This is a genomic window from Paenibacillus sp. 2RAB27 (assembly GCF_052115445.1).
Lineage (GTDB): Bacteria > Bacillota > Bacilli > Paenibacillales > NBRC-103111 > Paenibacillus_E.
This window is the reverse complement of record NZ_JBFRGR010000027.1, coordinates 55,295-78,444: the sequence shown is the minus strand read 5'-3', so window position 1 is coordinate 78,444 and position 23,150 is coordinate 55,295. Positions and strand designations below refer to the sequence as shown.

The following is a 23,150-nucleotide window of genomic DNA, read 5'->3' as shown; positions in this document are numbered from 1 at the left end:
AAAACTGGATCTTCTACATGTAGACGTTTGTAGAAACATCCAGTTTTTCTGTTGAACACAGTACTCTTTCTCCGGGCTACGAGCCTCCTCTTCGCTCACGTTAGTCGATTTTATCGACGATCTCGGGGCCACAGGCCTCGAAATTCCCATGACCACTAATTAAATTCGAAATTTGGACAACAAATAGACGCATTTGACACTTCAAAATCCATTTTTTTGTAAATAAAGGTAAAAATCATTCATTTTAGATACAATCAAAACCAGTTATTAGAAAATATCAAATCTATTCCCCCTTCAAATCGTCACAATTACAAGCGTTTCCATCACTTTTGTTAACGAAAATCAGCATTTTCCTGCACAATCACGTGATCTCACGGTTGCATTTCCCACTCTTATCGTTTATATTTTTATCTTGCTGGCCATCCTAATTAGCATAGAATTCGGTTTATTTAACAATATAAGCCAGCRGATAAATAATGATGAGGTGTACCCAATGACATTGAAGAAAACAGCTGCAGGGCTACTTATACTAACGATGGCAGTTACAGGCGCTGCTTGTACTTCCAAAGATTCTACAACTTCTCCTACTCCTGCTGCGTCAGCAACTGCAGCTCCACAAGCAACAGCAGCAGTAACGCAAGATGCAACAAACATGAAAGGCTATATCGCTGCTAGAATTGCACGTGAAAAAGTAGATTACTTGTTCGCTGAAGCAAAATCAGCAGATGGCGCTTTCGTTGTTAATCCGATTGCTGCAACTGATAAAGAAACAGCTAAGAAGTTTCTTGCTAGCTACGTCGATGCCACGATGCTCGATACTCTTGTGAATCATTATGTGACAGACACGAAGGCTGGTACAACATACGCAACGAACACCAAATCGTACTTCACTTCCAATATTTTAGAGACAAAAAAAGAGGAAATTACTTTCGATAAAGCTAACACGCCTGAGCTTGTGAAGTTCACAACGAAAGATGGCACTACCTATACAACGAAAAAAGTGAACGATAAATTCCTTCTTTCCGAAGTTAAATAAGCTTCTGCTCCATAAGTAAGCCCAGTCCCATGTATGTGGGCTGGRCTTTCGTTATATTTCATAAAGTGCATAACCCGTTTCATGCTAATTTAGATCATACTTCAACCCAACTACTCCAGCTACTTTACCTACTTCAGGATCTCAAACTAGCTAACTATTCTCCTTAAATTTTCAAATAAATGGAAAACCTACAGTTAAATTTCATCATTTCGGCGATTACAGAAGAATAACTGGAAAATACACAGCTAATATTGATGATTTTACTCAAAAATAATATAAACATACTAATTAACTACATATTTTACATCTAATTCAATTTCCGAACCCAAAAGCACTAAATTAGCTGTACTTTTTACAGTTAATCACACTCCCGCTGGGGAGGATGGCATGTTTGGCCCTGGATGACGAGGATCGGGAGAATAGCATGGTTGGCCCTGGATGGCATGGATCGGGAGGATAGCATGGTTGGCCGTAGATGACGTGGATGACGAAGTTCACGAAGATGACGTGGATAGCATGGATAAGGAGCATGGCGTGAAGAATGTGCGAGAAAATCGAATTCCCATACCTAGCCGCGCACAAAAAAGAGCTAAGCATCCGCTTAGCTCTTCTCATTTCATCTATTCCTCAAAATAATTGCTTTCATGCAGCCAATCCGCGATTTGGAACGATCGCAGAATATGATTTTTCTCCGCATCGCCCGGCTCACCGATGAGCGTGCCATTATTAAGAATAGTGAAATTCCGATTCGTATTCACGAGGATTTTGCCCATCGCGGTTGACTCGAATTTCGCTTTATCTACGCCCATCAGATAGGCAAGTGTAGGAAAGGTGTCGATTTGCCCGCCGATAGTGGGAATCTTCTCCCCTTCCATTCCTTTGCTGTAAATAATGAACGGGAGCTGCAGCGAATGCGTTCTCCAGGCTTCATTTTCTAAGGAAGGAATCGCGTCAACTTGGTCTTGATAGTACTTATGCACACCTGTATGATCCCCATATATCGCAACTACCGACTGATCTAACAAACCTAATTGATCCAACTTGTCTAGGAATGCACCAATCTGCTTGTCTGTGTAGTTGATTGCTTGAAAGTAAGCACCCATGATCGTCTTATCCAAGCTTGGATCGAGCTGAAGCGATCTCGTTTTCGCCGGTAAATCGAAGGGGCCATGGCTAGACAATGTAATGACATGCAGCATGAACGGGGATTGGACTTTTGCCATTTTGTCCCCAAGCTGACGGAGATAGGACTCATCTGATAAACCAAGACCGACAGTATCGTCTTCCTTATATTTTCGTAGATCCCAACTCGTTTGGTAACCGATATTATGATGGGCCTCAACCCAGTTCCAGCTGCCCGCAGGTTCCGAATGCGTGGAAATCGTCTGATAGCCCATACCTTCCATTAACTTTGGCAACGAATTATACGTGTTGGTTGGATACCGAAAGAAATTCGCACCCGATCGAATGGGAAACACGGATGTCGTCGTCATTAAATCACTATCTGAACTCGTCCCATTGTTAACCTGCTCATAAAATTGATTGAAATACAAGCTATTACCTAGTATACGGTTTAGGTTCGGCGTAATTTCCTGCCMATTCACCTTTTCACCAATAACGAAGTTTTCTAGCGATTCTACCTGGATGACAATGAGGTTCTTCCCTTGAAACATCCCTTGGTAGCTATTATCCGGAAGGCTTTCTGCGTTCCCTTTAAGCCACTCCTGCACCTCTGTACGATCTTGATCAGCAAGCTTGATACTATTCGATGCACCGAACAGCCGTATCCCATCATACAGATGATAGCCAATCGGTGACATATCTGACATGGATTGAAAAGGGGCCCAGCTCAGATTAAAGAACATCATCTCGCCTTTCGTCGTATTCTTAACATCAATACGATAGTGTTCGTAGGAAACAACACCCACAGCAAGGATAATCAGCAGAGCCGCCAGAATCGGCTGCCTTTTGTTTTCACGTCGACGCGATTGAATTGGTGTGTTTCTAAAGCGAAAAAGTGCAACAGCAGCAATCACCACAAGATCCACAAAGAACCATAAATCAAACGTGCGAATAAAGGTCCACAGATTATAATCGAGAGGATTAAATCCATTGGGATGAGCAAGGAAGCGAAGAGATAGAAACGCTGAATAAGCTCTGTAATACACTAAATCGCAAAACAATACTAAACTAAACAGCACCTGTACACAGATCAAATAGTTGCGACGGCCTCTTTTTTTGAAAAATAGTCCAAAGGCGACGACAAATACGATGAACATAAGATGCGACATGACAGGCGGAATGGTGAAATACATTTTGCCAATATTAATTCCCGCCATATCGGGTGCATGAAGAGCTGCCAGCAAGAGCTGGGACTTCCATAGAATTGCAAAGAACGTATACAAGGTCAGCTTCTCGCTACTCATGACCAATCGAAGAACATGCCCGATCGTGTCGCGGAAGGTCTTTCTTTTATAGGATGATAATTGCAGCAAAAACAGTTCACCTCATACTTCTTGATTTCAAGCCGATTTTCCCATTTTACCACAAGTTATTCGCGTATGTTGCTTAAAATATTGCAATCTACCGACAAGCAAAGCAATATGCCGCTCTCCACAAAAAAAAGAACCTGAGACGAGTGCCCCAAGGTTCTTTGAACTGCTACGTTCTCCCATAAAATCTAATCGTCACTTGATATAAGTTAACAAATTATAGATCAGAACTGCAGCCTGTGCACGATTCGTCGTATCCTGTGGAAACACTTGATTCGCGTAGCCATGTATCAGCCCTATTTTAACCAGCGTAGCAACACTTGTGAACGCATAATCAGATATCAGCGAGACGTCTCCAAATATCAATAGATCCGATTGTTCTCCTACCTGGGTAAGATGATTCGATACGCGTAATGCTCGATCTGTGAGCACCATCATATCTTCTCTTGTAATCGAAGCTTTAGGATGAAATTGATTCGCTTCGTCTCCTTGCACAATGCCCAAATTTCTTGCAATAGCTACTGGCTGTGCATAATAAGCATCAGCTTTAATATCATCAAATGGTTGGCCTACAGTCCCCTTCATGCCTAGAGCTCTCATCAAAAGCACAAGGAAATCCGCACGCGTCACCGCTGCTTCCGGACTGAACTGCCTCTCACCAGTGCCATTCACGATCCCTTTGGAAGCCAAATCTTCAATCGCCTCCACGGCCCAGTCGAAGGAATCAAGATCATCGAAAGCATATGGATGATGTATCGTAAGTGTGGATTTCGCATTTATTTGCTTCGTAAAGTTACCAAGTTTGGAATCTACAAGCTTCACACTGCTTAGTGTGAGTTCATTGTTCCCATTCTGGATCGCTTGAAAATGCAACTTGAATAGGGATTGCTCACCTTCTAATCCTTTCCCTTTTCCAACCTTTGTATGCGCAAGTTGAATATGTGAATCCTTCACAATCGGTGGTACAGAGAACCCAGGTGCATCGGATTTGGCATCTATGAATGTTAACCTTGTAGGATCATACTCCAAATTAATTTCGAAAGCATAGACATCAGTCAATTTTTGTCCCGAAATGACCACTTCAATGGTGTCACCATGATTCGGCATGAGTGTTGAAACCTTCATCGTAAATGTGCCTGATTCATCGGCCTCAGAGGCCCAACTGGTTGTAGGAAGAATCCAACTTATAAAGAGTACTAGTACAAAGCTTATTTTCATCCATTTTCGCAAAAACATGTTCGATGTCCTCCCTCAGCACTCTGAACTCAGAACGATTCATCCCCGTAAAATGAAGATCGCCCGCCATGAAACTATACGAAATGTATCATGACGGGCGATGCTGAATCTGCTTAACCTTACTTAACCCTTATTGAAAGAATGACACTTACTGTTGCAGAATGCGTTGTGCCACAGCAGCCAAATCAACCAGATCCACTTTGCCATCCCTGTTGAAGTCAGCTTTCTTGAACTGTGCCCAATCGATATCTGCGGATGTTTTGCCGTAAGCCGCTGCTACGTTTGCCAAATCTATGACGGAGAGTATGCCATCATTATTCAGATCTCCTGGATCGCCAACGTATTTCAGCGAGTCAAAGACATCTATAGCTTGTTGCAAATTCGCTATCGCTTGCGTCACTTGCGGTTTCGTAACCGCCACATTCGCAGCAACACTTCTTGCAGCGTCGATCGCAGTCTGCAGGGCAGCTTTCGCTCCTGGCGCGTATTGACCACTGCTATAACCTTCTGTTGCGGCATCATGCAAGGATTGCGCCGCATTGATCTTACTGTTTAGAATCGACAGATCGACGATCGCTTTCACCAGAATCACTTCCGATGCTGAGCCAAGGTTCGTTGCCGTCTGCAAATCAGCTAAGGCAAGACTGTCTAATACGATCGTTGTGGACACATCGTCACTGGGCGCTAACGCTTTCCAATGTAGTAACATCAACGGTCCGTTGACATCACCACCAGCCAAATTCGCTGTCAGGATGCGTATATGTCCTGCTCCAACCTTTTGCCCAATGATCGTAATGGCAGGATTTAATGATTCCACCGAGTCAAATTCAAGCAATCCAGCGTCATAAGACAATTGAATATCTTGTGCATACACACTGGAAACAACATCAGACAAATTAATCGTCGTCTCAAAGGATTGCCCGCTTGTGACTGTCGTAGGTCCCTCTATGGAAGCTGATGCAGGTACGGAACCGTACACTCTCACTTCATGAACAGACCACCAGCTGGAATTCGTTCCTGTTTGAACAACTTTGAAGAATCTCGTCACCTGTGGAGCAAAGTCAATGGTGATTAGCTTGTTGCTACCCACTCCTGTGGCGATCGGACTGCCCCAAGTTACACCATTATTGGATACGTATAACGCATAACCCCGTGCATAGTCATTATTGCTGCCTGTAGAATCCAACTCAATACTATTGATACTTGTAGGTACCTTCATATCAATGGTGAACGATTGCTCTGGCGTTGGCGCCATCGGTTTGCCTGCGCTCCAGCGCGTACCCATATCACCATCTATGAGATGAGCTGCTGGATCCGCTGATGTCGAGGTTGCTGTCCATGCAGAGCGATCTAAGGCTCTCTTAGGCGTTGTTACACTTAACGCCGCACTTAACGCGGAAACATTGTTTCCACCATCTTTGGCTTTCACCGTGTAGCTGTAAGTTGTCAGTGGTTTTACCGTAGTGTCCAGATACTCAGCCGTAGTTGTGTGGCCAATGAGCGTCCCATCACGATAAACATCATAACCGGTGACATTGAGGTTATCTGTCGATGCTGTCCATCCAATTTTGACACGATCATGTGCCGCAGTCTCTTTGAGGACCAAATTAGTAGGGACGCTCGGTGCTTCCGTATCCCCAGCATCTGTCCCGTAGAAGTTAATCGTTTGTCTTTGAGCGCTGCCTGATGTCCCGTACACACGACCGMCGATACCATTAATAATGTGTGTGATTTCACTGCCCGCTTTACCATTTAACCAAATAGTCGTCGCATGATGAATTTTGACGCCTGCCGTATTCGGCACTTCGATGGCATTCTCCAGCTTCACCGCTGCATCTCGGAAATAAGAATACACCCCAAGTCCCCAAGCTTCATGGGTCGTAACGGTATCAGCTACTTTATAAGAGGCATATCCATTCTTGCTTCCATCCATCCAAGCCGCTTGATTCGGAACATCATATGGAATCTCGGACTGATAGAAGTAAACGCGACCGCCGTTCCCATTCCATAGGGTTTGATACTCATTATGATGCTCATTAAATAAACCATATAGAGTAACATCATCACCATTCACGATAAGACCATTGGTCGAAACATTCTCTGTCCAACCTGCACCTGCACCGTGGTCTGCGCGCCACATCCAGAAATGATCACCAATGATGTCATCGCTGTTAATGGTCATTTGCGCTTTATTTTCACCAACAACGGCTCCGCCAGTACGGAAGAATAAGTCATGCAACGAGGTTGGGTTAGCTGCGTGATCTAATGAACTGCCCGTTGGTCCGACTTCTAATAACGACGAGGTTGCATTTGGTCCCGCCTCATACAGCAATCCGGCCAGCTTCACGCCATCCACATCAGCAATTGTCATCGCTGGCTTATCTGTCGTTGGAATGAGTGTCGGCATCCCGATGCCCAGCACAACTGTATTCGCATTATTGATACGAATTGTATCATCAATGTGATAAATTCCTGGCGTAAAGAGCAAATTCTTGCCATTCGCCAAAGCAGCATTGATATTCGTAGCACTTGTTGTTGCGGGCACATCTGCACGTACAATATAGAATTGATCAATACTAATGGAATTACCTGGTGTTGCGCCATTTGCCCAGCTTGCACCTTGCGTATTCTGAGAAAGTGACGGGACGAATACTTGATATTCATTCGCGTTATTGATATAGAGATACGGCTTCTCTCTTATGACTGGCGTCTTCTCGACTACTGTATAAGGCGGATCCGGAAAGTTTCCAGTTGGCGTATTCTTGTCACCGACGAACACCATGTTCCAAACCCCGTTGGACCAACTCGACCACTGACTGTTTCGCGAGAACCATTGTTGTTGTGAAGCCGGTGTAACTTGACCATCTACGATGGAGTCCGCGAGGAAACCGCCACTTGCCCATCCAGCTCCCCACCCTGAATCAAAATCGAACAAATTTAATTTCCCTTTAATATGTAAACGCCTTAGTGGTGCCGCTTGTGAAACCGCGATTTGCGTTGTCCCTGCTGAGAAGTGGGCTGGCGCTGGCGGTGTATAATTGAAAGTCGGATTAATGCTCAGATTCTCTATCCCCCGCCAAAAATTACGTGTCGCATTCCCATTATCCCAATCCGCATTCACATTCAGTCCGCCATTGATCAGCACATCATCTGGATTGAGCCCGAGCCCTGAAGCTTGTGTGTTAAACCCAATAAAGTAATTGCCATTATACGTTCCCGGTTTAAAAAGAAAAGCATCTCTTTCCGTACCAAATTCATTGGATTCCTGTCTTGTGAATACCGCATTCACAGCACTCTGAATGTCCGCTGCAGGCATATCAGGATCAAATACATACACATTTGGACCAAAGATCGATGAATTGGCATCACCGATTGGTGTTGCTGCACTCGAAACTCCAGGACTCCACAAACTAAGAACGATAGCCATCATCGATACGGATGAAACCATTTTTTTCAAACTACGCATTGTATACCTCCCTTAGATTAGAAACGATCTATCCTGCTCCACATTCCATTGGTAAGCGATTACATAATTGCTCCGATCACCCTCTCGTCTTACAAAGTAGGATGCTGACTCGTAGTTGGTATCTCCATCATAGAAAAATATGGATCTTAATGAAAGCGGTAAACTTAAGAAGATTAGGAGAGTTACTTAAGGTATTGGGATATTTTAACTATAACGACGACCTTGCCTTATTCTACCTTACTTATGGATATGCTGAAGAATAGCAGGTCGATATCCGATCATTTTCTACCCTGGTCCTTATCCTGTTCACCTTACGAAACATCCGAAAATCCTTAGAATGAAGTAGAGTCAATCAATCAGGAGGTCGAACATGAAAAAACTAACACTTATCTCTACAGCTTTACTTGCAACAACCGTTCTTGTATCCGCATGTGGAAATGGCGAAGAAGCTGCTCCCGCAGATAAAGGCACATCCGGCGAGAAAGTAAAGCTTACCATTTGGCACAACTGGTCTGGTCAAGATGCGAAAGCTGTTGCTATGCGTAAAATTCTAGATGATTTCCAAGCTCAAAATAAAGATATCACTTTGGAAATTGAAGGTCTTCCAACCGACGGTTTGAAAACGCGACTGAAGACCGTTGCAGCAGCCAATGAAATGCCTGACTTATTCGTGATGTGGCCAGATGCGATGACGAAGGAATTCGTTAGCGGTAACTTGCTCCAACCGATTAATGAGTTCTTGGATAGCAAGCCAGAATGGAAAAACAATTTCATTCCAGGCGCTTTAGACGGATATACGGTAGATAGCAAAATCTATTCCGTACCTATGAACTTATCTCCAACTTCCTTTATTTACTACAATAAAGCGCTACTTGATCAGTATCATGTTGCTGTTCCAAAAACGTGGGATGAGCTTATGGCAGCTGTCAAAACGTTCAACGACAACAAAATCATCCCAATCGCGCTTGGTAACAAAGCAAACTGGGCTGCCCAATCCACGATTTTCAGCGGACTTGCTGATCGTATGACGGGTTCCGACTGGTTCCTTAAAGCTGCTAAGCAAGATGGCGTGAAGTTTACAGATCCTGAATTCATCCAAGCTTTGAAAAAGCTGCAAGAGCTAAGCAATGCCAAAGCATTCCAAGATGGCTTCAACAGTATCGATCAAAACCAAATGAGACAACTGTTCTATCAAGGTAAAGCAGCGATGTTCATCGATGGTGGATGGGCGATGGCTGACGTCGTTCAGAATGCACCGAAAGATTTGCTTGCCAACACCCATATCGCTCTAATGCCATCCATTGCAGGTGGAAAAGGTGATCCTCAATCCACTTCTGGTGTAGTTGGTACTGGACTTGGCGTTAGTAAGAAACTTACTGGGGCTAAAAAAGAAGCCGCTCAAAAATTGTTCTATGCACTATCTGGTCCTGATGGTCAACAAGCAACGCTGAACAGCTCCACTTTGGTTAGCTACAAAATTGATCTTGATCCTTCCAAAGCAAACCCGTTATTCGTTGAACTCAATGACCTTATGAAAACAACGAAAATCACACCGGTTTATGATGCTAAACTAAGCTCCGCTGCAGTTGAAGTTATCAATAATGGTCTACAAGAGCTTCTAATGGGTGGAAGCCCCGAAGCGATTGCTAAGAAAATTCAAGACTCACAAGCTGCTTCACTAAGTAAATAATACGTTATCACAACCAGCCCTCCACATCTGTGGCAGGGCTGGCTAATTTCATACATGAAGGAAGTGAGATTGATGAATGCTGCTTACGTCCGCAGGTTTGTTTTTATGAGCCTTGCCCCTGCGATACTTGTTTATGCCTTATTTGTGTTTGTCCCCGTTCTCTGGTCAGGCTACTATAGCTTCTTCGACTGGAAAGGTATTGGTACGGCGAAATTTATCGGTTTGAAAAACTATGTAGAAATTATTCATGATCCTATTTTTTGGACATCCTTAAAGAATAACTTAATTTTTCTTGTTGTTGCTGTGCTCGGCCAGCTGCCAGTTGCTCTTATCCTGGCCATTCTGCTGCATAAAAGCAATGCGCTTCAACGGTTCATCCGTTCTGCCGTCTTCGTTCCGATGGTCATGTCCTCGGTCGTTATCGGAATGATCTGGCAATATATTTATCATCCGCAAATCGGAATTCTGAACCTTCTCCTAGAGAAGCTAGGTTTAGAATCTTGGAAGCTGCAATGGTTATCAGATCCTAAGATCGCTATCTTCGCATTAGCTCCTCCTCTGATTTGGAGTTTTGTCGGTTTGTATCTCATTATTTTCATCTCTGCTTTTCAAAATATTCCTGGTGAAATTCACGATGCTACGCAAATCGATGGCGCTGAAGGAGCACGTAAATTATTCTCCGTTACGCTGCCGATGATGTGGAGTACGGTTCAAATTGCCATTATCCTATGTATTTCTGGCAGCTTGAAATCCTTCGATCTCGTATATGTCATGACCAAGGGCGGACCCGCTCACGCTACTGAGCTCCTTGCTACGTATATGTATAATTCAACTTTTTCCTCATACCGATATGGATTTGGCAGCGCCATTTCGACAACAATCGTCTTGATCTCCCTTATTTTCATTGGGATTAGCCAATGGGCCACAAGTCGTAAATCCAAAGTATAACGAAAGGAGGAAGCTGACTATGTCTTCAATTCCCATTCAAGTAAAATCAACTGCGACAACTCGCAAGTTCTCGTTTCAAGTATGGAAACAAGGCGCACTATGGACGTTCTTAACCCTGTATGCGATTCTCACGCTTTATCCATTGTTTTGGCTCGTTATTTCCTCATTTAAAACGAATAGTGAATTCTTTAACCATCCGTTCGGATTGCCCCAAGTATGGAAATTCTCGAATTACGTAACCGCATGGCAAGCATCCAAAATGGGTACGGCTTTTCTCAACTCGGTTATCGTCTCGCTGGTCTCACTGGCACTTACGTTATTTTTGAGTTCCCTCGCCGCGTATGTGCTTGCCAGAATTAAATTCCGTTTCAAAGGCATTATCCTAGCATTTTTCGTCATCGGGATGCTCATTCCCATTCATAGTACATTAGTCCCCTTGTTTATTCTCATGAAACAAATTGGACTATTGAATACGTACTGGGCACTTATCTTACCTTACACGGCTTTCGCATTACCGACGGCCATCTTCGTTCTTACAGCCTATTTGGCTTCCGTACCGAAAGAAATCGAAGAAGCTGCCTATATTGATGGAACGAGACTTTGGGGCGTATTCTGGCGTATTATGCTGCCAATCTCACTGCCAGCCCTTTCAACAGTCGTCATCCTGAGCTTCTTGCATTTCTGGAATGACTTCTCGTTCGCACTTGTTTTTATTAGCAAAAGCAGTTTAAAAACGTTACCGTTAAGCATCGCTAATTTCGCTGATGGCTACCAAACGGATTACGGCTTAACGCTCGCCGCTATGACGATCGCTGTTATTCCGACAATTGCCGTGTACTTAGCCTTCCAAGAGCAAGTTATGAAAGGGATGACCGCGGGAGCTGTAAAAGGCTAATTGATCAACGATCCAGACAACGAGTTAGGAGATGACACCTGTTGCGCGAGTGGTTCGGCTATTCTTTACAGCGTAAGCTATCCTTCATTATGCTTGTCACAACATTAATCCCCCTCTTGTTTCTGGGTACTTTCGCTTTTACAACATCATCGGATATTACCAAAGAAAAGGCGCAGCAAGCAGGCTTGAATTCACTCGCTCAGATGGATGCCAAATTTCAATTCATTCTGAAAGATGTTGAGAATATTTCTATTTTTCTGATTGGGCAACGGGATATTCAATCGTATTTGAAACGAACTGATGAGAACTTGGATGCGCAAGCACAAATCCTTGGGTTAATGACGAATCTGGTGTACACCAAGGATTACATTTCAAATATCACCATTTATCCCAGCAATAACACGATGCCTCTCTCTACCTCTACGATCTACAATTCGAGTTTGGATCAAGAGATCGCCATCAAACAGATAACAGATAAGTTGTGGACGGGCTTATATCACATTGAGAATTATTTGGGGAAACGACAAGTATTTTCCTTTATACGACCCGTACGCGCTATGAATACCTTTCAAACACTTGGTTGGTTATCGATCAGTGTGGATGAGCAAGTGTTTTCTCGCATTTGGTCCGTTCCACAGTTAGCTGATGGCCAAGGTCAAGTTGCTTTGTTAAATGATCGGAATGAAATCATGTCTTCAACCACCAAGAGTTGGCTGTCACAAGAAGCCGATAGCTTGTTCCCTGGCATAAGGGATCGCGTTCGCGGCTTTTCTTCCGGGGTATGGACGTCAGGCACCGKGAACACTCAACAGAGCATTTTATTTTATCGAGAACCAATGATCAACTGGACGATTGTTGGCATTATTCCGTCAAAGCTATACAGTGCGCAGAATCGGTACATTTTGCAATTAACAGCCGTTGCTGTGGCGCTTTCCGTCCTTACCAATGTGTTTCTCACCATATTCGTCATTCGTAAGGTCACCACGCCTCTCGGATCGCTAACCCGACTGCTAACCAAAATCAATCCTGATGAACCTTTACCCCACTATCCGGTGTACACATCAGATGAAATTGGGCGACTAGCTGGCAGCTACAATTTGTTAAGCACACATATTGAGGCCTTGAAGAAGCAGCTCATCCACAATGAAACACGCAAAAAAGAAGCAGATATGCGGGCATTGCAAGCTCAAATCAATCCGCATTTCCTCTATAACACGCTGTCCTCGATTCATTGGATCGCTTTGCTCAATGAAGAGAATCGCATAGCCGAGATGGTCGGTGCCTTAAGTGACTTCTTGCGTTTCAGCTTGAATAAAGGCAAAGAATATTGCAAGGTCTCGCAGGAGCTAGCCCATATTCGCAACTATGTGCAGGTTCAATCCATCCGTTTTCCAGATGAATTTACCGTGGATTACGTGGTAGACGCCCGACTTAGCGAAACGATCATGCTGAAATTGCTGCTTCAACCATTGGTTGAAAATGCGATGATTCATGGTATTCAAATGAAAGAGGAAAGAGGTGTTATTTCCATTTATGTTGAGCTAAAGGGCAATTCGATGTATGTCAAGGTGATGGATGATGGCATCGGGATGACGGAAGAACGGCTGCGCGAAGTCACTGAAAGTTTATACCCTACTGAGGGCATGGAAGCTAACGATGCCAGTTATGGGCTGCGTAATGTGCACGAGCGACTGCAATTGCATTACGGGCTTGATTCGGGGATTAAGATCGAGAGTCGATTAAATGAAGGTACTTGCGTGTCATTTGTGATCCCAGTTTTGGAGGATAACCATGAAAATCTTGATCGTTGATGACGAGGTCATCATCCGAACAGGCTTGGCCAAAGTCATTAATTGGAAAGAGATCGGACTCGAGCTGCTTAAACCAGCCGTTTCGGCCGAAGAGGCGCTTCGCCGCATGCCTGAGGAACGTCCGAACATTTTATTAACGGATATCCGCATGAAGCATATGAATGGGTTAGAACTTGCCCTTAAAGCGAAAGAAATCATCCCCGATATCGAGACGATTATCTTATCTGGGTACGATGATTTCATGTATACACAGCAAGCGATTCGGCAAGGTGTCAGCGACTATCTCTTGAAATCGAGTCGTCCTGAAGAGATTATGAAAACCGTCCTCCAAGCCAAACAGCGTATTGAAGATAAATGGAAGCATCTCAATCAGGATCAATACAAGAACAAAGAAGTTCGCAATCGATTGTTTGAACGCTGGATCATCGAGGGGGAAGCCGCCGCTGTCGATGCAGCTATGCTGCCGGACTATCTTCCTCTCTTATTTCGCTCACATGAGCATGAGCAACCCAAATTTCAAACCTACGTGGTTACCGCTGAAGGATGGGGAGAAACAGCATCGGAAATTTCTCTGCTGCTTTTCGCCGTTGACAATATGCTGCACGATATCTTGCAATGTGAAACGTTGATTTACAGGCAGCGCATTGTCGTGGCGCTTCCCAAAACAAGCGCATCCGACTTCTTCGATCATCCTGATTCTGCGAAGCAAAAGATCGAGCGGCTGCTCAAATGCAAAGTCAGTATATCCGTCGGCGAGGTCGTTCAGCAACAGTCCGATTTATATAAATCGTATGTCACGGCGGACTATGCCTTTAGCTATAAACATCACCTAGATGAATCTATTCTGATTTATACAGACATTGTTAGGCGTAAAGGTGGCAAAACTGTCTGTACGCACGAGGAGGAGCTAGAGCTCTCTTCGATCCTGTTGGAGGACGACTCCGTTGCATTGAAGAACTGGGTTCAGCGCTATTTGCAATCGGAACTGAGCGACCCGCACATGACGATCGAATCCCTTGAATCATTGGTCCGTTCAGCTGCCCTGTCTGCTCATCGTTGGCTGGAACGTGTATTAACTGCAACGGGACGACAAGGCGCACTGGATGGTCAAAATATCGCCTTCATCGTCAAACGGGATATTGTACTGAAGGATGCCTTATTCCAATATTTGTTGACCCTTATGGAGCTGTATCATCATCGATTAGGTAACGGACAAGCCACACATACACAGAAAGCTATGGCCTACATCCATGAGAATTTGGGGAAAGATATTGGCTTACAGCAGGTTGCTAAATATGTGCATCTGCATCCGAATCATTTAAGCGAAGTGTTTAAAAAGGAAGCCGGCATTACGTTTGGTGACTATGTGACACGACAAAAAATTAATCGTGCCATGGAAATTCTAACCGTATCCCCTGCCAAAATAGCCGATGTCGCAAGCTCCGTCGGATTTGAAGATATTAAATATTTCAGTCAAGTGTTTAAGAAATTCACTGGCAAAACGCCGAGTGAGTTCCGGGAGGAAGCAGTCCTTCACCCTGCTGCTCCACCTCCAAAGTTTTAACAATATCATGGTCTAAGAGGAGAAATCACAGATGGAACTATCAGGATTATGGCGATTGCAGCAGTTCGAAGTAGAACAAGTTCGGCCACTTGAAGTCGCGGCAGCATGGTTAGACGATCGTTTCTGGATTACAGCGAAAGTTCCCGGGGATGTCCATTCCGCCCTCATTGTACGAGAGTTGATTGAGAATCCGTATTTCGGTCACAATGATGCGAAAAGCCGTTGGATCGAGCAAAAAGAATGGTGGTACCGCCATTCCTTCAATTACTCGTTAGGGCATGGAAACGATGAGAAAGAAAAGCATGAATTAACCTTTGAAGGTCTTGATACGTTTGCTACGATCTATGTGAATGGCAAAGAAATCGGAACAACGAACAACATGTTGATGGCACATACCTTCGATGTTACACGCGTCATTCAGGATGGTAAAAATTCAATTGCCGTTAAATTCGATCCTTTGCATTTACATAACAAGGATAAAGAATTATTCCAATGGTCCTCGTATACGAAAGAGCGCCCTTGGCTCCGCAAAGCTGCGATGAACTTTGGCTGGGACTGGGGTCCACGTATGGTCACTGTAGGGATCTGGGGCAAAGTATTTATTGAACGATACCGCCGCGCGAAGCTGGACAGTGTTTTTGCAAGAACGCGCACGATTCGTGATACGCAAGCTGAAGTCCAAGTCGATGTCGACGTGACTACACTTCGCAAAGGAGTACAAAAGTCGTGTGACATTCGTTTAGTGGACGCAGCTGGTCAAGTTGTTGCTTCGGCGCAAGGGAATGTGCAGTCATCTGAATCGTTTATCTTACAAGTCGCTGATCCCCAACTTTGGTGGACACACGACCTCGGTAAGCCTTACTTGTACGAGCTGGAAGTTGTTCTCTATGCAGACGGTGAGCAAGTTGATGCGTATCGCAAACCAATTGGTATCCGTACGATTGAGCTGAAAGTAAAGGATGCGGAAGGTCAGAATGCCTTTGCTTTTGTACTCAATGGTGTCAAACTATTCGCCAAGGGTACGAACTGGATCCCAGCGGATCACTTCATCGGAAGTATTCCCGATCAACGCTATCGAGACTTAATTGATTTATCGGTTACTTCGAATCAGAACATGCTGCGCGTATGGGCTGGCGGCATCTATGAGAAGGATGTCTTTTATGAGGAGTGCGACAAGCGTGGTGTTCTGGTTTGGCAGGATTTTGCCTTCGCGAATGCGTTGTTCCCTGATTTCAACCGTGACTTCATGGAGAATGTCCGGAATGAGGTTATTTATAACATCAAACGTTTGCGCAATTATACGTCCCTAGCTTTGTGGTGCGGGAATAATGAAATTGACTGGCTGTATGATATGAAATCCGCTGGCGGTGACATCAACTGTCCATTCTATGGGGAAATCATTTATCACGAGTTGATTCCTGATGCACTTGAGCTGCTCGATGACAGTCGTGCCTACTGGCCATCTTCCCCATTTGGCGGCAATGATGCCAACGATCCTGATGTCGGCGACCGCCATAACTGGCAAGTATGGCATGGTTCCGTGTATCCGCGTCAATTCGGTGATGTGCCTTTGCTTGATTACAGTATTCAAGGCGTCACGTTCAAAAATTACAAAAAAGACTTCACTCTCTTCAGTAGCGAATTCGGTATGCACGCCTCTGCCAATCGTTACACGTTGGAGAAAAATATTCCAAATGGCCAATTCTACTGGAACAGTGTTGAGATGGCTTATCGCAACAAAGATACCAATCACCAAAAGGGTATTCTCCTTATGGAAGGATATACAGGTATTCCGACCAACATTGAGGAATATATGAACTTCTCCATGCTGACACAAGCCGAAGGCTTGAAGTATGGTATTGAGCATTATCGTCGGAACAAGCACCGCACGAGCGGTTCCCTCATCTGGCAATTGAACGATAGCTGGCCAGGCACGAGCTGGTCGCTCATTGATTATGAATTATTGCCTAAGGCTTCGTTCTACTATGCGAAGAAGTTCTATCACCCGTTGCTGCTCTCGATCGATCATGAGCCTGGGCAGGACTTGAACGTATGGGCTGTCAACGATACGTTGGCTGCGTTACAAGGGCAAGTTCACGTAACGGTTTATAACTTCGCCGGGGAGATCGTGTTTACGCATGGGTTCGATGCTGCCGTGGCGGCGAACTCTGCGATCCAGCTGGGAAGTTTGCCAGAGGCAGCGGTCTTAAATGGAGCATCCGCGGAGCAGGTTGTTGTCCGCGTTCACACGTCCGACTGGGCTGCGCCCGATAATCTTCATTATCTGCGCGACCAGAAAGATCTTCAGTTCCCTGCGACTTCGCTCAGCGTGAACGTCGATGTAGAAGCGCAAGCTGTGCATATTACCGCTAATGGTGCACATGCGCGGATGGTGAAACTGGATCTGCCACAGGGTAACATTCGCTTCAGCGACAACTTCTTCGATCTGCGTGCCGGTGAGCAAGTGACAGTTGAGATTAGTGATCCTACGGGGGATAAGGTTGATTTGAGTCGTTTGCGTGTTAGTGCGATTAACGGGTGAGGAAAATTGCGGATGAGAAATGCTGAAAACTGCTACAGAGAATCAATTGCTCATGATCTTCTGATTTCATGATTGGATTACGAAAAAACTGCTTATTTGCAGTTTTTTCTTTTTTACGTGCAAAGCTCCGTCAAAGCTGCTTTATTGCAGTTTTGGCGCAGCTTTGAAGTTAAATACCCATATACCCATACTAAAAAGAAATAAGCATGCCTTACTTCTACTTAATACCTACTTCTGCTACCTATGCATCAACCGTCTGCCTTTTCTCAGACGCAGCAAACAAATTAATGGATTTTATGTAGCTATTTTTGCTCATTTTGTCCATTTAAGAGCATTAGATGKATTTCCTACAGTTAATTTCTTCCAAAATCCACTAAAACTCCAATCTTGCTCAATTTAACTGTAGGTTATCCATCTATTCAATAACTCCCAACCGTTACGGCAAAATTAGCTGTACATTTTACATCTATTTGAAAGCTAGCTACTCAACTGAGCACTACTTCTACTTCTACTTCTACTTCTACTTCTACTTCTACTTCTACTTCTACTTCTACTTCTACTTCTACTTCTACTTCTACTTCTACTTCTACTTCTACTCTTGCTCCTACTCCCCCAACTCTACTCACAATCAACATATCATGGTAAAAAGAACATCCCCCTCAAGCGCGCGATACTCGTGAAGAGCTCCGCATCCTGGAGGATATCCGATTTCCCTATCTCTTACTTTACTACACCTCAATTCGTAACCAGCAACTCCAATGGCATAAAAGCATACTCCCCATTTCTAACAATGCTGCCCTTGCGAACAGGTATAGAATGCTTGAAAATAGGACCATCAATTACTGTTGTATGGAACTCGCCGCCTTCACCACACGGGTCTATACCACGAGCTTGCAGTTCTTTTATGTAATCGTGGGTTAGCGTGCGTCCCAGATCTTCTTCCCGCATCCCTAACGACAAATTCACCGTAACCAGGACGGAAACAAACCCCAGATCTATAAACTCTTTCACGGCTTGGGCATGGTCCATTCTCCATAGCGGCATGCCAAGTTTTAGGCCAGCATTCTTGGTAACTTTGTCATGCCAACAGCCTTCAACAGGCATATCCAAGTCTCCGGTGACTAACACTTCTGCACCTTGACGTTTGGCTTRTTCCAAAAGGCCCATAAACACGTCTTCATAGTCATCCCAACTGGCAGCAGCCGTATAAACGGGTAAGCCGATGGAGTCTGCTTGGGCGCGAATAAGCTCTGGAGGCATCCCGTGAGATCTGGAACGTTTCCCTTCTTCCTCCAGCATGACGATGAGTCCGATCGCTTCGCCAACTTTCATTGATTTATACAGCGCCAGAACGCTATCCTTTCCCCCGCTAAAAGAAGCTATAAATGTATGCCCGTGAGCACCATTTTTCCAGTTCACAATGTGATTCATCCCTGATGTTCTCCTTTGTTTGTATGCTCTGATCATTATATCACGAGCTGCTCTGGGATTTATTGAGCTCTTTCGCAACAGCTCGTCCCGCTACTCGGCCAGTAAATAAGCACCCTCCGAGAAACGTCCCCTCCAACGCGCGATACCCGTGAAGGCCTCCACCTCCGAAACCGCTTGCCTCTCCGGCAGCATATAGCCCAGGAATCACCTCTCCCGCCTGATTCAGCACACGACCGGATAAGTCCGTTTGTAAGCCTCCCAACGTTTTACGACTTACGATATTCAATCGCACCGCGATAAGCGGTCCATTAGCAGGGTCCAATAGACGATGCGGCTTCGCAACACGAATTAATTTATCCCCGATATAGTTACGAGCGCCTCGAATGGCTGTGATTTGCAGATCTTTGGTAAAGGGATGCGCGATCTCCCGATCTCTCGCCTTGATTTGCCGTTCAATATGGTCAAAATCAAGCAATTTCTCCTCCGTCAACGCATTCATCCCAGAGACCAGCTCAGCCAATGTCGGAGCAACGACGAAATCCTCTCCCTTATCCATAAAAGCTTGCACCGGAGCCATCGCTCCTGGCAGTGCTCGAGACAACACTTTACGGATACTTTTCTCTGTTAAATCGGGATTTTGTTCGGAGCCTGACAACGCGAATTCTTTTTCAATGATTTTCTGGGTTAAAATAAACCAAGAATAGTCGTATCCAGACTTTTGGATAGTCTCCAAAGTTCCCAAGGTATCAAACCCCGGGAAGTTAGGGGCTGGAAAACGCTGACCCCGTGCATCTAACCAGATTGAGGAGGGACCCGGAAGAATACGAATACCATGGTTATGCCATACGGGATTCCAATTTTTGATCCCTTCTGTGTAGTGCCACATCCGGTCGCGATTCACAATCCGACCTCCGGATTGCTCCGTAATGGCCAGCATGCGGCCATCGACATGTGCGGGCACACCAGAGAGCATCCGCTTAGGTGCTTCACCAAGCCGACTCGGCCAATATTGGCGGACTAACTCGTGATTAGCGCCTATTCCGCCACTGCTGACGATGACCGCTTGCGCATGGAATTCGAACTCGCCAATTGCCTCACGTGAGCTCACTTCTCCACGAGCCGCCGTGCTAGCCACAAGCACGGAACCTCTAACACCCGTGATAGCACCACCGCTTTGAATAAGCTCGTTCACGCGATGACGCGGTCGGTACACAACGAGTCCACTCGCCATATGCGCTCTGACTCTCTTCTCGAATGGCTCAACGATGCCAGGCCCTGTCCCCCAAACGATGTGGAAGCGAGGCACAGAGTTGCCATGCCCATCTGCCAAATAACCACCGCGTTCCGCCCACCCGACAACTGGGAAGAAGCGGATCCCCATGACATGCAGCCATTCCCTTTTTTCACCAGACGCGAACTCGACATAAGCCTCCGCCCACTTGCGGCCCCAGTAATCCTCGTCGTCTTCACGATCAAATCCAGCTGAACCTTGCCAGTCCTGCCAAGCTAGCTCTTGTGAATCTTTAATTCCCAACCTGAGCTGCTCGGGGGAATTAACTAGAAATAAGCCGCCGAATGACCACCAGGCTTGTCCACCAAAGGAGGCCTCCGGTTCTTGATCCAAGAGCAGCACCCTCTTACCAGAATCCGCAATCTCCACTGTTGCCACTAAACCCGCGAGTCCTGCTCCAACTACAATAGCATCATAGTCCATGATCGAATTCTCCTTTGATTCAGTTTCTTCTCTAGATAGCCTTAATCGATCTTTTGCCAAAAAAAAATAGCCTCCCTCTGACCACTATAGCCAAAAAGGAGGCAATTCAAAGGATGGAATGTCCATCCGATTACGAATCCTTGAGATCTTCTTCCATGTCGTCAATCACGACAAGTGATTTTTCAAGCGTAAACTTCCGCAGAGGCTTCACTTCAATTGCTCTAGGACGCGAGTCGCCATAAAGCTCAGTGAAGATCTCTTCAATTTCATCACCTGTCAAATCTTCACGTTTCAGCAGCTCTTCCGCGATCTTGTGGACGAACTCTGTATATTCGTTTACGAGCTTCTTGACCTCGAGCATTTGCTCTTTGAGCAGCTCATTAATTTGTGGCCGCAGTGCCTTAAGTCCATCCGTCCGCGAACCGACCGCTAAGAAGCTGAATAGTTCATCGCCCATCCCCAGCATCCCCAGATACGCACCTGCAATTTGGGTCGCATGCTGCAAATCTGACGTTACGCCGTTTAATTTCTTGTGAAGAAATTCATCTTCTACCGCACGGGCAGCCAGACAAACCTGAATCTCTGCCAACATCTCTGAATCGCTGCGGTTATATCGCTCATGGGTCTCTTTCGTAGCCGAAAGTCCAAGAGCGCCCCCACGTCGAATGATCGTCACTTTCCAAACTCGTTCATGAGGCTTCAACAGAAATTGTGCCACTGCATGACCCGCTTCGTGATAAGCGACATTCCGCTTCTCATCATCGCGCATCGAGCGAAGCGGTTGTTTGAGCCCCCACTCATAAGTCTCCATAGCGGCTCGGAAGTCCTCATAACTCGCCGCCTGTGCGCCACGTTGATGTGCGATAACAACAGCTTCGTTGACGATATGTTTTATTTGAGCTGGGCTGTAACCGATGGAATCAAGACCCGCTTTTTCCGCAGTTAACGATGCGTCCAGCTTGACCTTTTTCAAATAGTATTGGAAAATATCAACCCGACCGTCGTAATCCGGTACATCCACCCAGAGTTGTCGATCGAAACGACCTGGTCGCAGCAAGGCTGAATCGAGCACATCAGGCAAGTTGGTAGCAGCTACCGTTAGCACTGGCGGGCGTTCTGCCTTTTTACGACGTAGTCCTAGAGAGCGCAGCATCTTTACAATTTTGGAGGTATCAATATTAGGTGGGTCCATTTGCAGGAGCAGCTCGTTCAGAAGGCCTGAACCTCCACCCATCCCCATCATCCCCATGCCCATACCGCCACCGCCGCCTTGACGACTCATCCCAATCGCATCGATCTCGTCAATAAAGATGATACAAGCGCCGTAGACGCGCGCAAGCTTGCGGGCCTTTTTGTAAATCCCCATCACCTTGAGGTTACCTACACCGAAGAACATATTCTGAAAGCTTGGTGCAGACGCGTAAGCAAAAGGAACTTGTGCTTCATTCGCAATAACCTGTGCTAAATATGACTTCCCTGTTCCTGGCGGTCCACAAAGCAATAATCCGCGAATAGCTTCGCCGCCCATTTCCTTGAACTCTTTGACACCTTTAAGCAGGGTAACAATCCGTTTCGCATTTTCCACAATTTCAGGGTTTCCACGATAATCATCCCATGTCGATCCGGTTTCTCCAGGCAGAATCCAATACGTTCGTCCTCGAGCAAGGAACCAGAACAAGGCAACAAATTGAATGATCATAAAGGCCATAGCGAATACCAGTTGCATCAGCAACGACGCGACACTTATTGCTATCCCCCAAGCGGTTGGCCCACCTGCCCATAGCAGCCCGCCAAACAACACGATGGCTGCTAGCCAGAGGATGAACTTTCGCCATCTAATCCATTGATATCTCCTCATGGCTACACTTCCTTCATATGATTAAGTTTGAATATCCCTATGAAAAAACAACATTCTTGGCCCCGCAAGAAGCAGGGCCACAGCAACGGTTATTGGAATCTTTTAATAATATCGAGCACGTACTTGGTCATCACAGCGAGACCGCAAATGAAATAGAAAATCACCACAATCCACCCTGTTGGATCGAAAGAAATCATAGATAATAGGACCGTCAGTGGCAGCACATAGTATAGGACATCTTTCAAATAACCTAACACGAGTGTAGGACCAAAGGAGCCAACCCAGAAGGATTTGAAGAACGCAATCAGAAAATCAATCAACATGAAGCCAAAAATACCCCACAACGTGTAAATTATCCAGCCCTCAATTGTATTTGTCACTTTTCATCACCACCTTCCTACATACTATGCTAGGATTACTGACGGGTGAGAGATCAGTGGGCAACAAGCGTTGAACCAGAAATATTT

Annotated in this window: 16 protein-coding genes; 8 read left to right on the top strand and 8 right to left on the bottom strand. The window is 45.3% G+C overall.

What is annotated here, in order from left to right:
- Positions 1–493 precede the first annotated feature (493 nt).
- Positions 494–1,036, top strand: a complete 543-nt coding sequence (locus AB4114_RS27145) for a hypothetical protein (protein WP_441991268.1) — start codon at positions 494–496, stop codon at positions 1,034–1,036.
- A gap of 465 nt (positions 1,037–1,501) precedes the next feature.
- The gene (locus AB4114_RS27140; RefSeq protein WP_441991267.1) at positions 1,502–1,672 is read left to right on the top strand and encodes a hypothetical protein; all 171 of its coding nucleotides are present in this window, start codon (positions 1,502–1,504) and stop codon (positions 1,670–1,672) included.
- Here the strand turns inward: AB4114_RS27140 and AB4114_RS27135 are convergent.
- From AB4114_RS27135 to AB4114_RS27125, 3 genes are all read right to left on the bottom strand, one after another.
- Positions 1,657–3,531 (bottom strand): LTA synthase family protein, encoded by a 1,875-nt coding sequence (locus tag AB4114_RS27135; RefSeq protein ID WP_441991266.1) that lies wholly within the window; start codon positions 3,529–3,531, stop codon positions 1,657–1,659. The two genes, AB4114_RS27140 and AB4114_RS27135, sit on opposite strands and share 16 nt — an antisense overlap.
- 192 nt (positions 3,532–3,723) lie before the next feature.
- Positions 3,724–4,764, bottom strand: coding sequence for an S-layer homology domain-containing protein (locus AB4114_RS27130; protein WP_441991265.1), 1,041 nt, complete (start codon positions 4,762–4,764; stop codon positions 3,724–3,726).
- A 148-nt stretch (positions 4,765–4,912) separates the two neighbouring features.
- Positions 4,913–8,230: a discoidin domain-containing protein gene (locus AB4114_RS27125; RefSeq protein ID WP_441991264.1), complete on the bottom strand. Its 3,318-nt coding sequence runs from the start codon at positions 8,228–8,230 to the stop codon at positions 4,913–4,915.
- A gap of 370 nt (positions 8,231–8,600) precedes the next feature.
- Between AB4114_RS27125 and AB4114_RS27120 the strand changes: the two genes are divergently transcribed.
- From AB4114_RS27120 to AB4114_RS27095, 6 genes are all read left to right on the top strand, one after another.
- Positions 8,601–9,920, top strand: coding sequence for an extracellular solute-binding protein (locus AB4114_RS27120; protein WP_441991263.1), 1,320 nt, complete (start codon positions 8,601–8,603; stop codon positions 9,918–9,920).
- A gap of 72 nt (positions 9,921–9,992) precedes the next feature.
- Positions 9,993–10,868, top strand: a complete 876-nt coding sequence (locus AB4114_RS27115; protein ID WP_056613115.1) for a carbohydrate ABC transporter permease — start codon at positions 9,993–9,995, stop codon at positions 10,866–10,868.
- A gap of 19 nt (positions 10,869–10,887) precedes the next feature.
- The gene (locus AB4114_RS27110; RefSeq protein WP_441991262.1) at positions 10,888–11,763 is read left to right on the top strand and encodes a carbohydrate ABC transporter permease; all 876 of its coding nucleotides are present in this window, start codon (positions 10,888–10,890) and stop codon (positions 11,761–11,763) included.
- A 41-nt stretch (positions 11,764–11,804) separates the two neighbouring features.
- Positions 11,805–13,574 carry a cache domain-containing sensor histidine kinase gene (locus AB4114_RS27105; RefSeq protein WP_441991261.1) on the top strand — a complete coding sequence of 590 codons (1,770 nt, stop codon included), beginning with the start codon at positions 11,805–11,807 and terminating at the stop codon, positions 13,572–13,574.
- A complete protein-coding gene (locus AB4114_RS27100) occupies positions 13,555–15,138 on the top strand; it encodes a response regulator transcription factor (protein WP_441991260.1) in 1,584 nt (527 codons plus the stop codon). The genes AB4114_RS27105 and AB4114_RS27100 overlap by 20 nt, the downstream gene beginning before the upstream one ends.
- Before the next feature lie 31 nt (positions 15,139–15,169).
- Positions 15,170–17,680: a beta-mannosidase gene (locus AB4114_RS27095; RefSeq protein ID WP_441991259.1), complete on the top strand. Its 2,511-nt coding sequence runs from the start codon at positions 15,170–15,172 to the stop codon at positions 17,678–17,680.
- Positions 17,681–18,165: 485 nt separating this feature from the next.
- On the opposite strand, the gene AB4114_RS27090 is transcribed toward AB4114_RS27095, so the two are convergent.
- The 5 genes from AB4114_RS27090 to AB4114_RS27070 form a co-directional block, all read right to left on the bottom strand.
- Positions 18,166–18,306 (bottom strand): hypothetical protein, encoded by a 141-nt coding sequence (locus tag AB4114_RS27090; protein WP_441991258.1) that lies wholly within the window; start codon positions 18,304–18,306, stop codon positions 18,166–18,168.
- Between the two features lie 109 nt (positions 18,307–18,415).
- Positions 18,416–19,111, bottom strand: a complete 696-nt coding sequence (locus tag AB4114_RS27085; protein WP_441991257.1) for a diphthine--ammonia ligase — start codon at positions 19,109–19,111, stop codon at positions 18,416–18,418.
- 40 nt (positions 19,112–19,151) lie between these two features.
- Positions 19,152–20,825, bottom strand: a complete 1,674-nt coding sequence (locus tag AB4114_RS27080) for an FAD-binding dehydrogenase (RefSeq protein ID WP_441991256.1) — start codon at positions 20,823–20,825, stop codon at positions 19,152–19,154.
- 130 nt (positions 20,826–20,955) lie between these two features.
- Positions 20,956–22,683 carry an AAA family ATPase gene (locus AB4114_RS27075; RefSeq protein WP_441991255.1) on the bottom strand — a complete coding sequence of 576 codons (1,728 nt, stop codon included), beginning with the start codon at positions 22,681–22,683 and terminating at the stop codon, positions 20,956–20,958.
- A gap of 89 nt (positions 22,684–22,772) precedes the next feature.
- Positions 22,773–23,063, bottom strand: a complete 291-nt coding sequence (locus AB4114_RS27070; RefSeq protein WP_441991254.1) for a hypothetical protein — start codon at positions 23,061–23,063, stop codon at positions 22,773–22,775.
- Positions 23,064–23,150 lie beyond the last annotated feature (87 nt).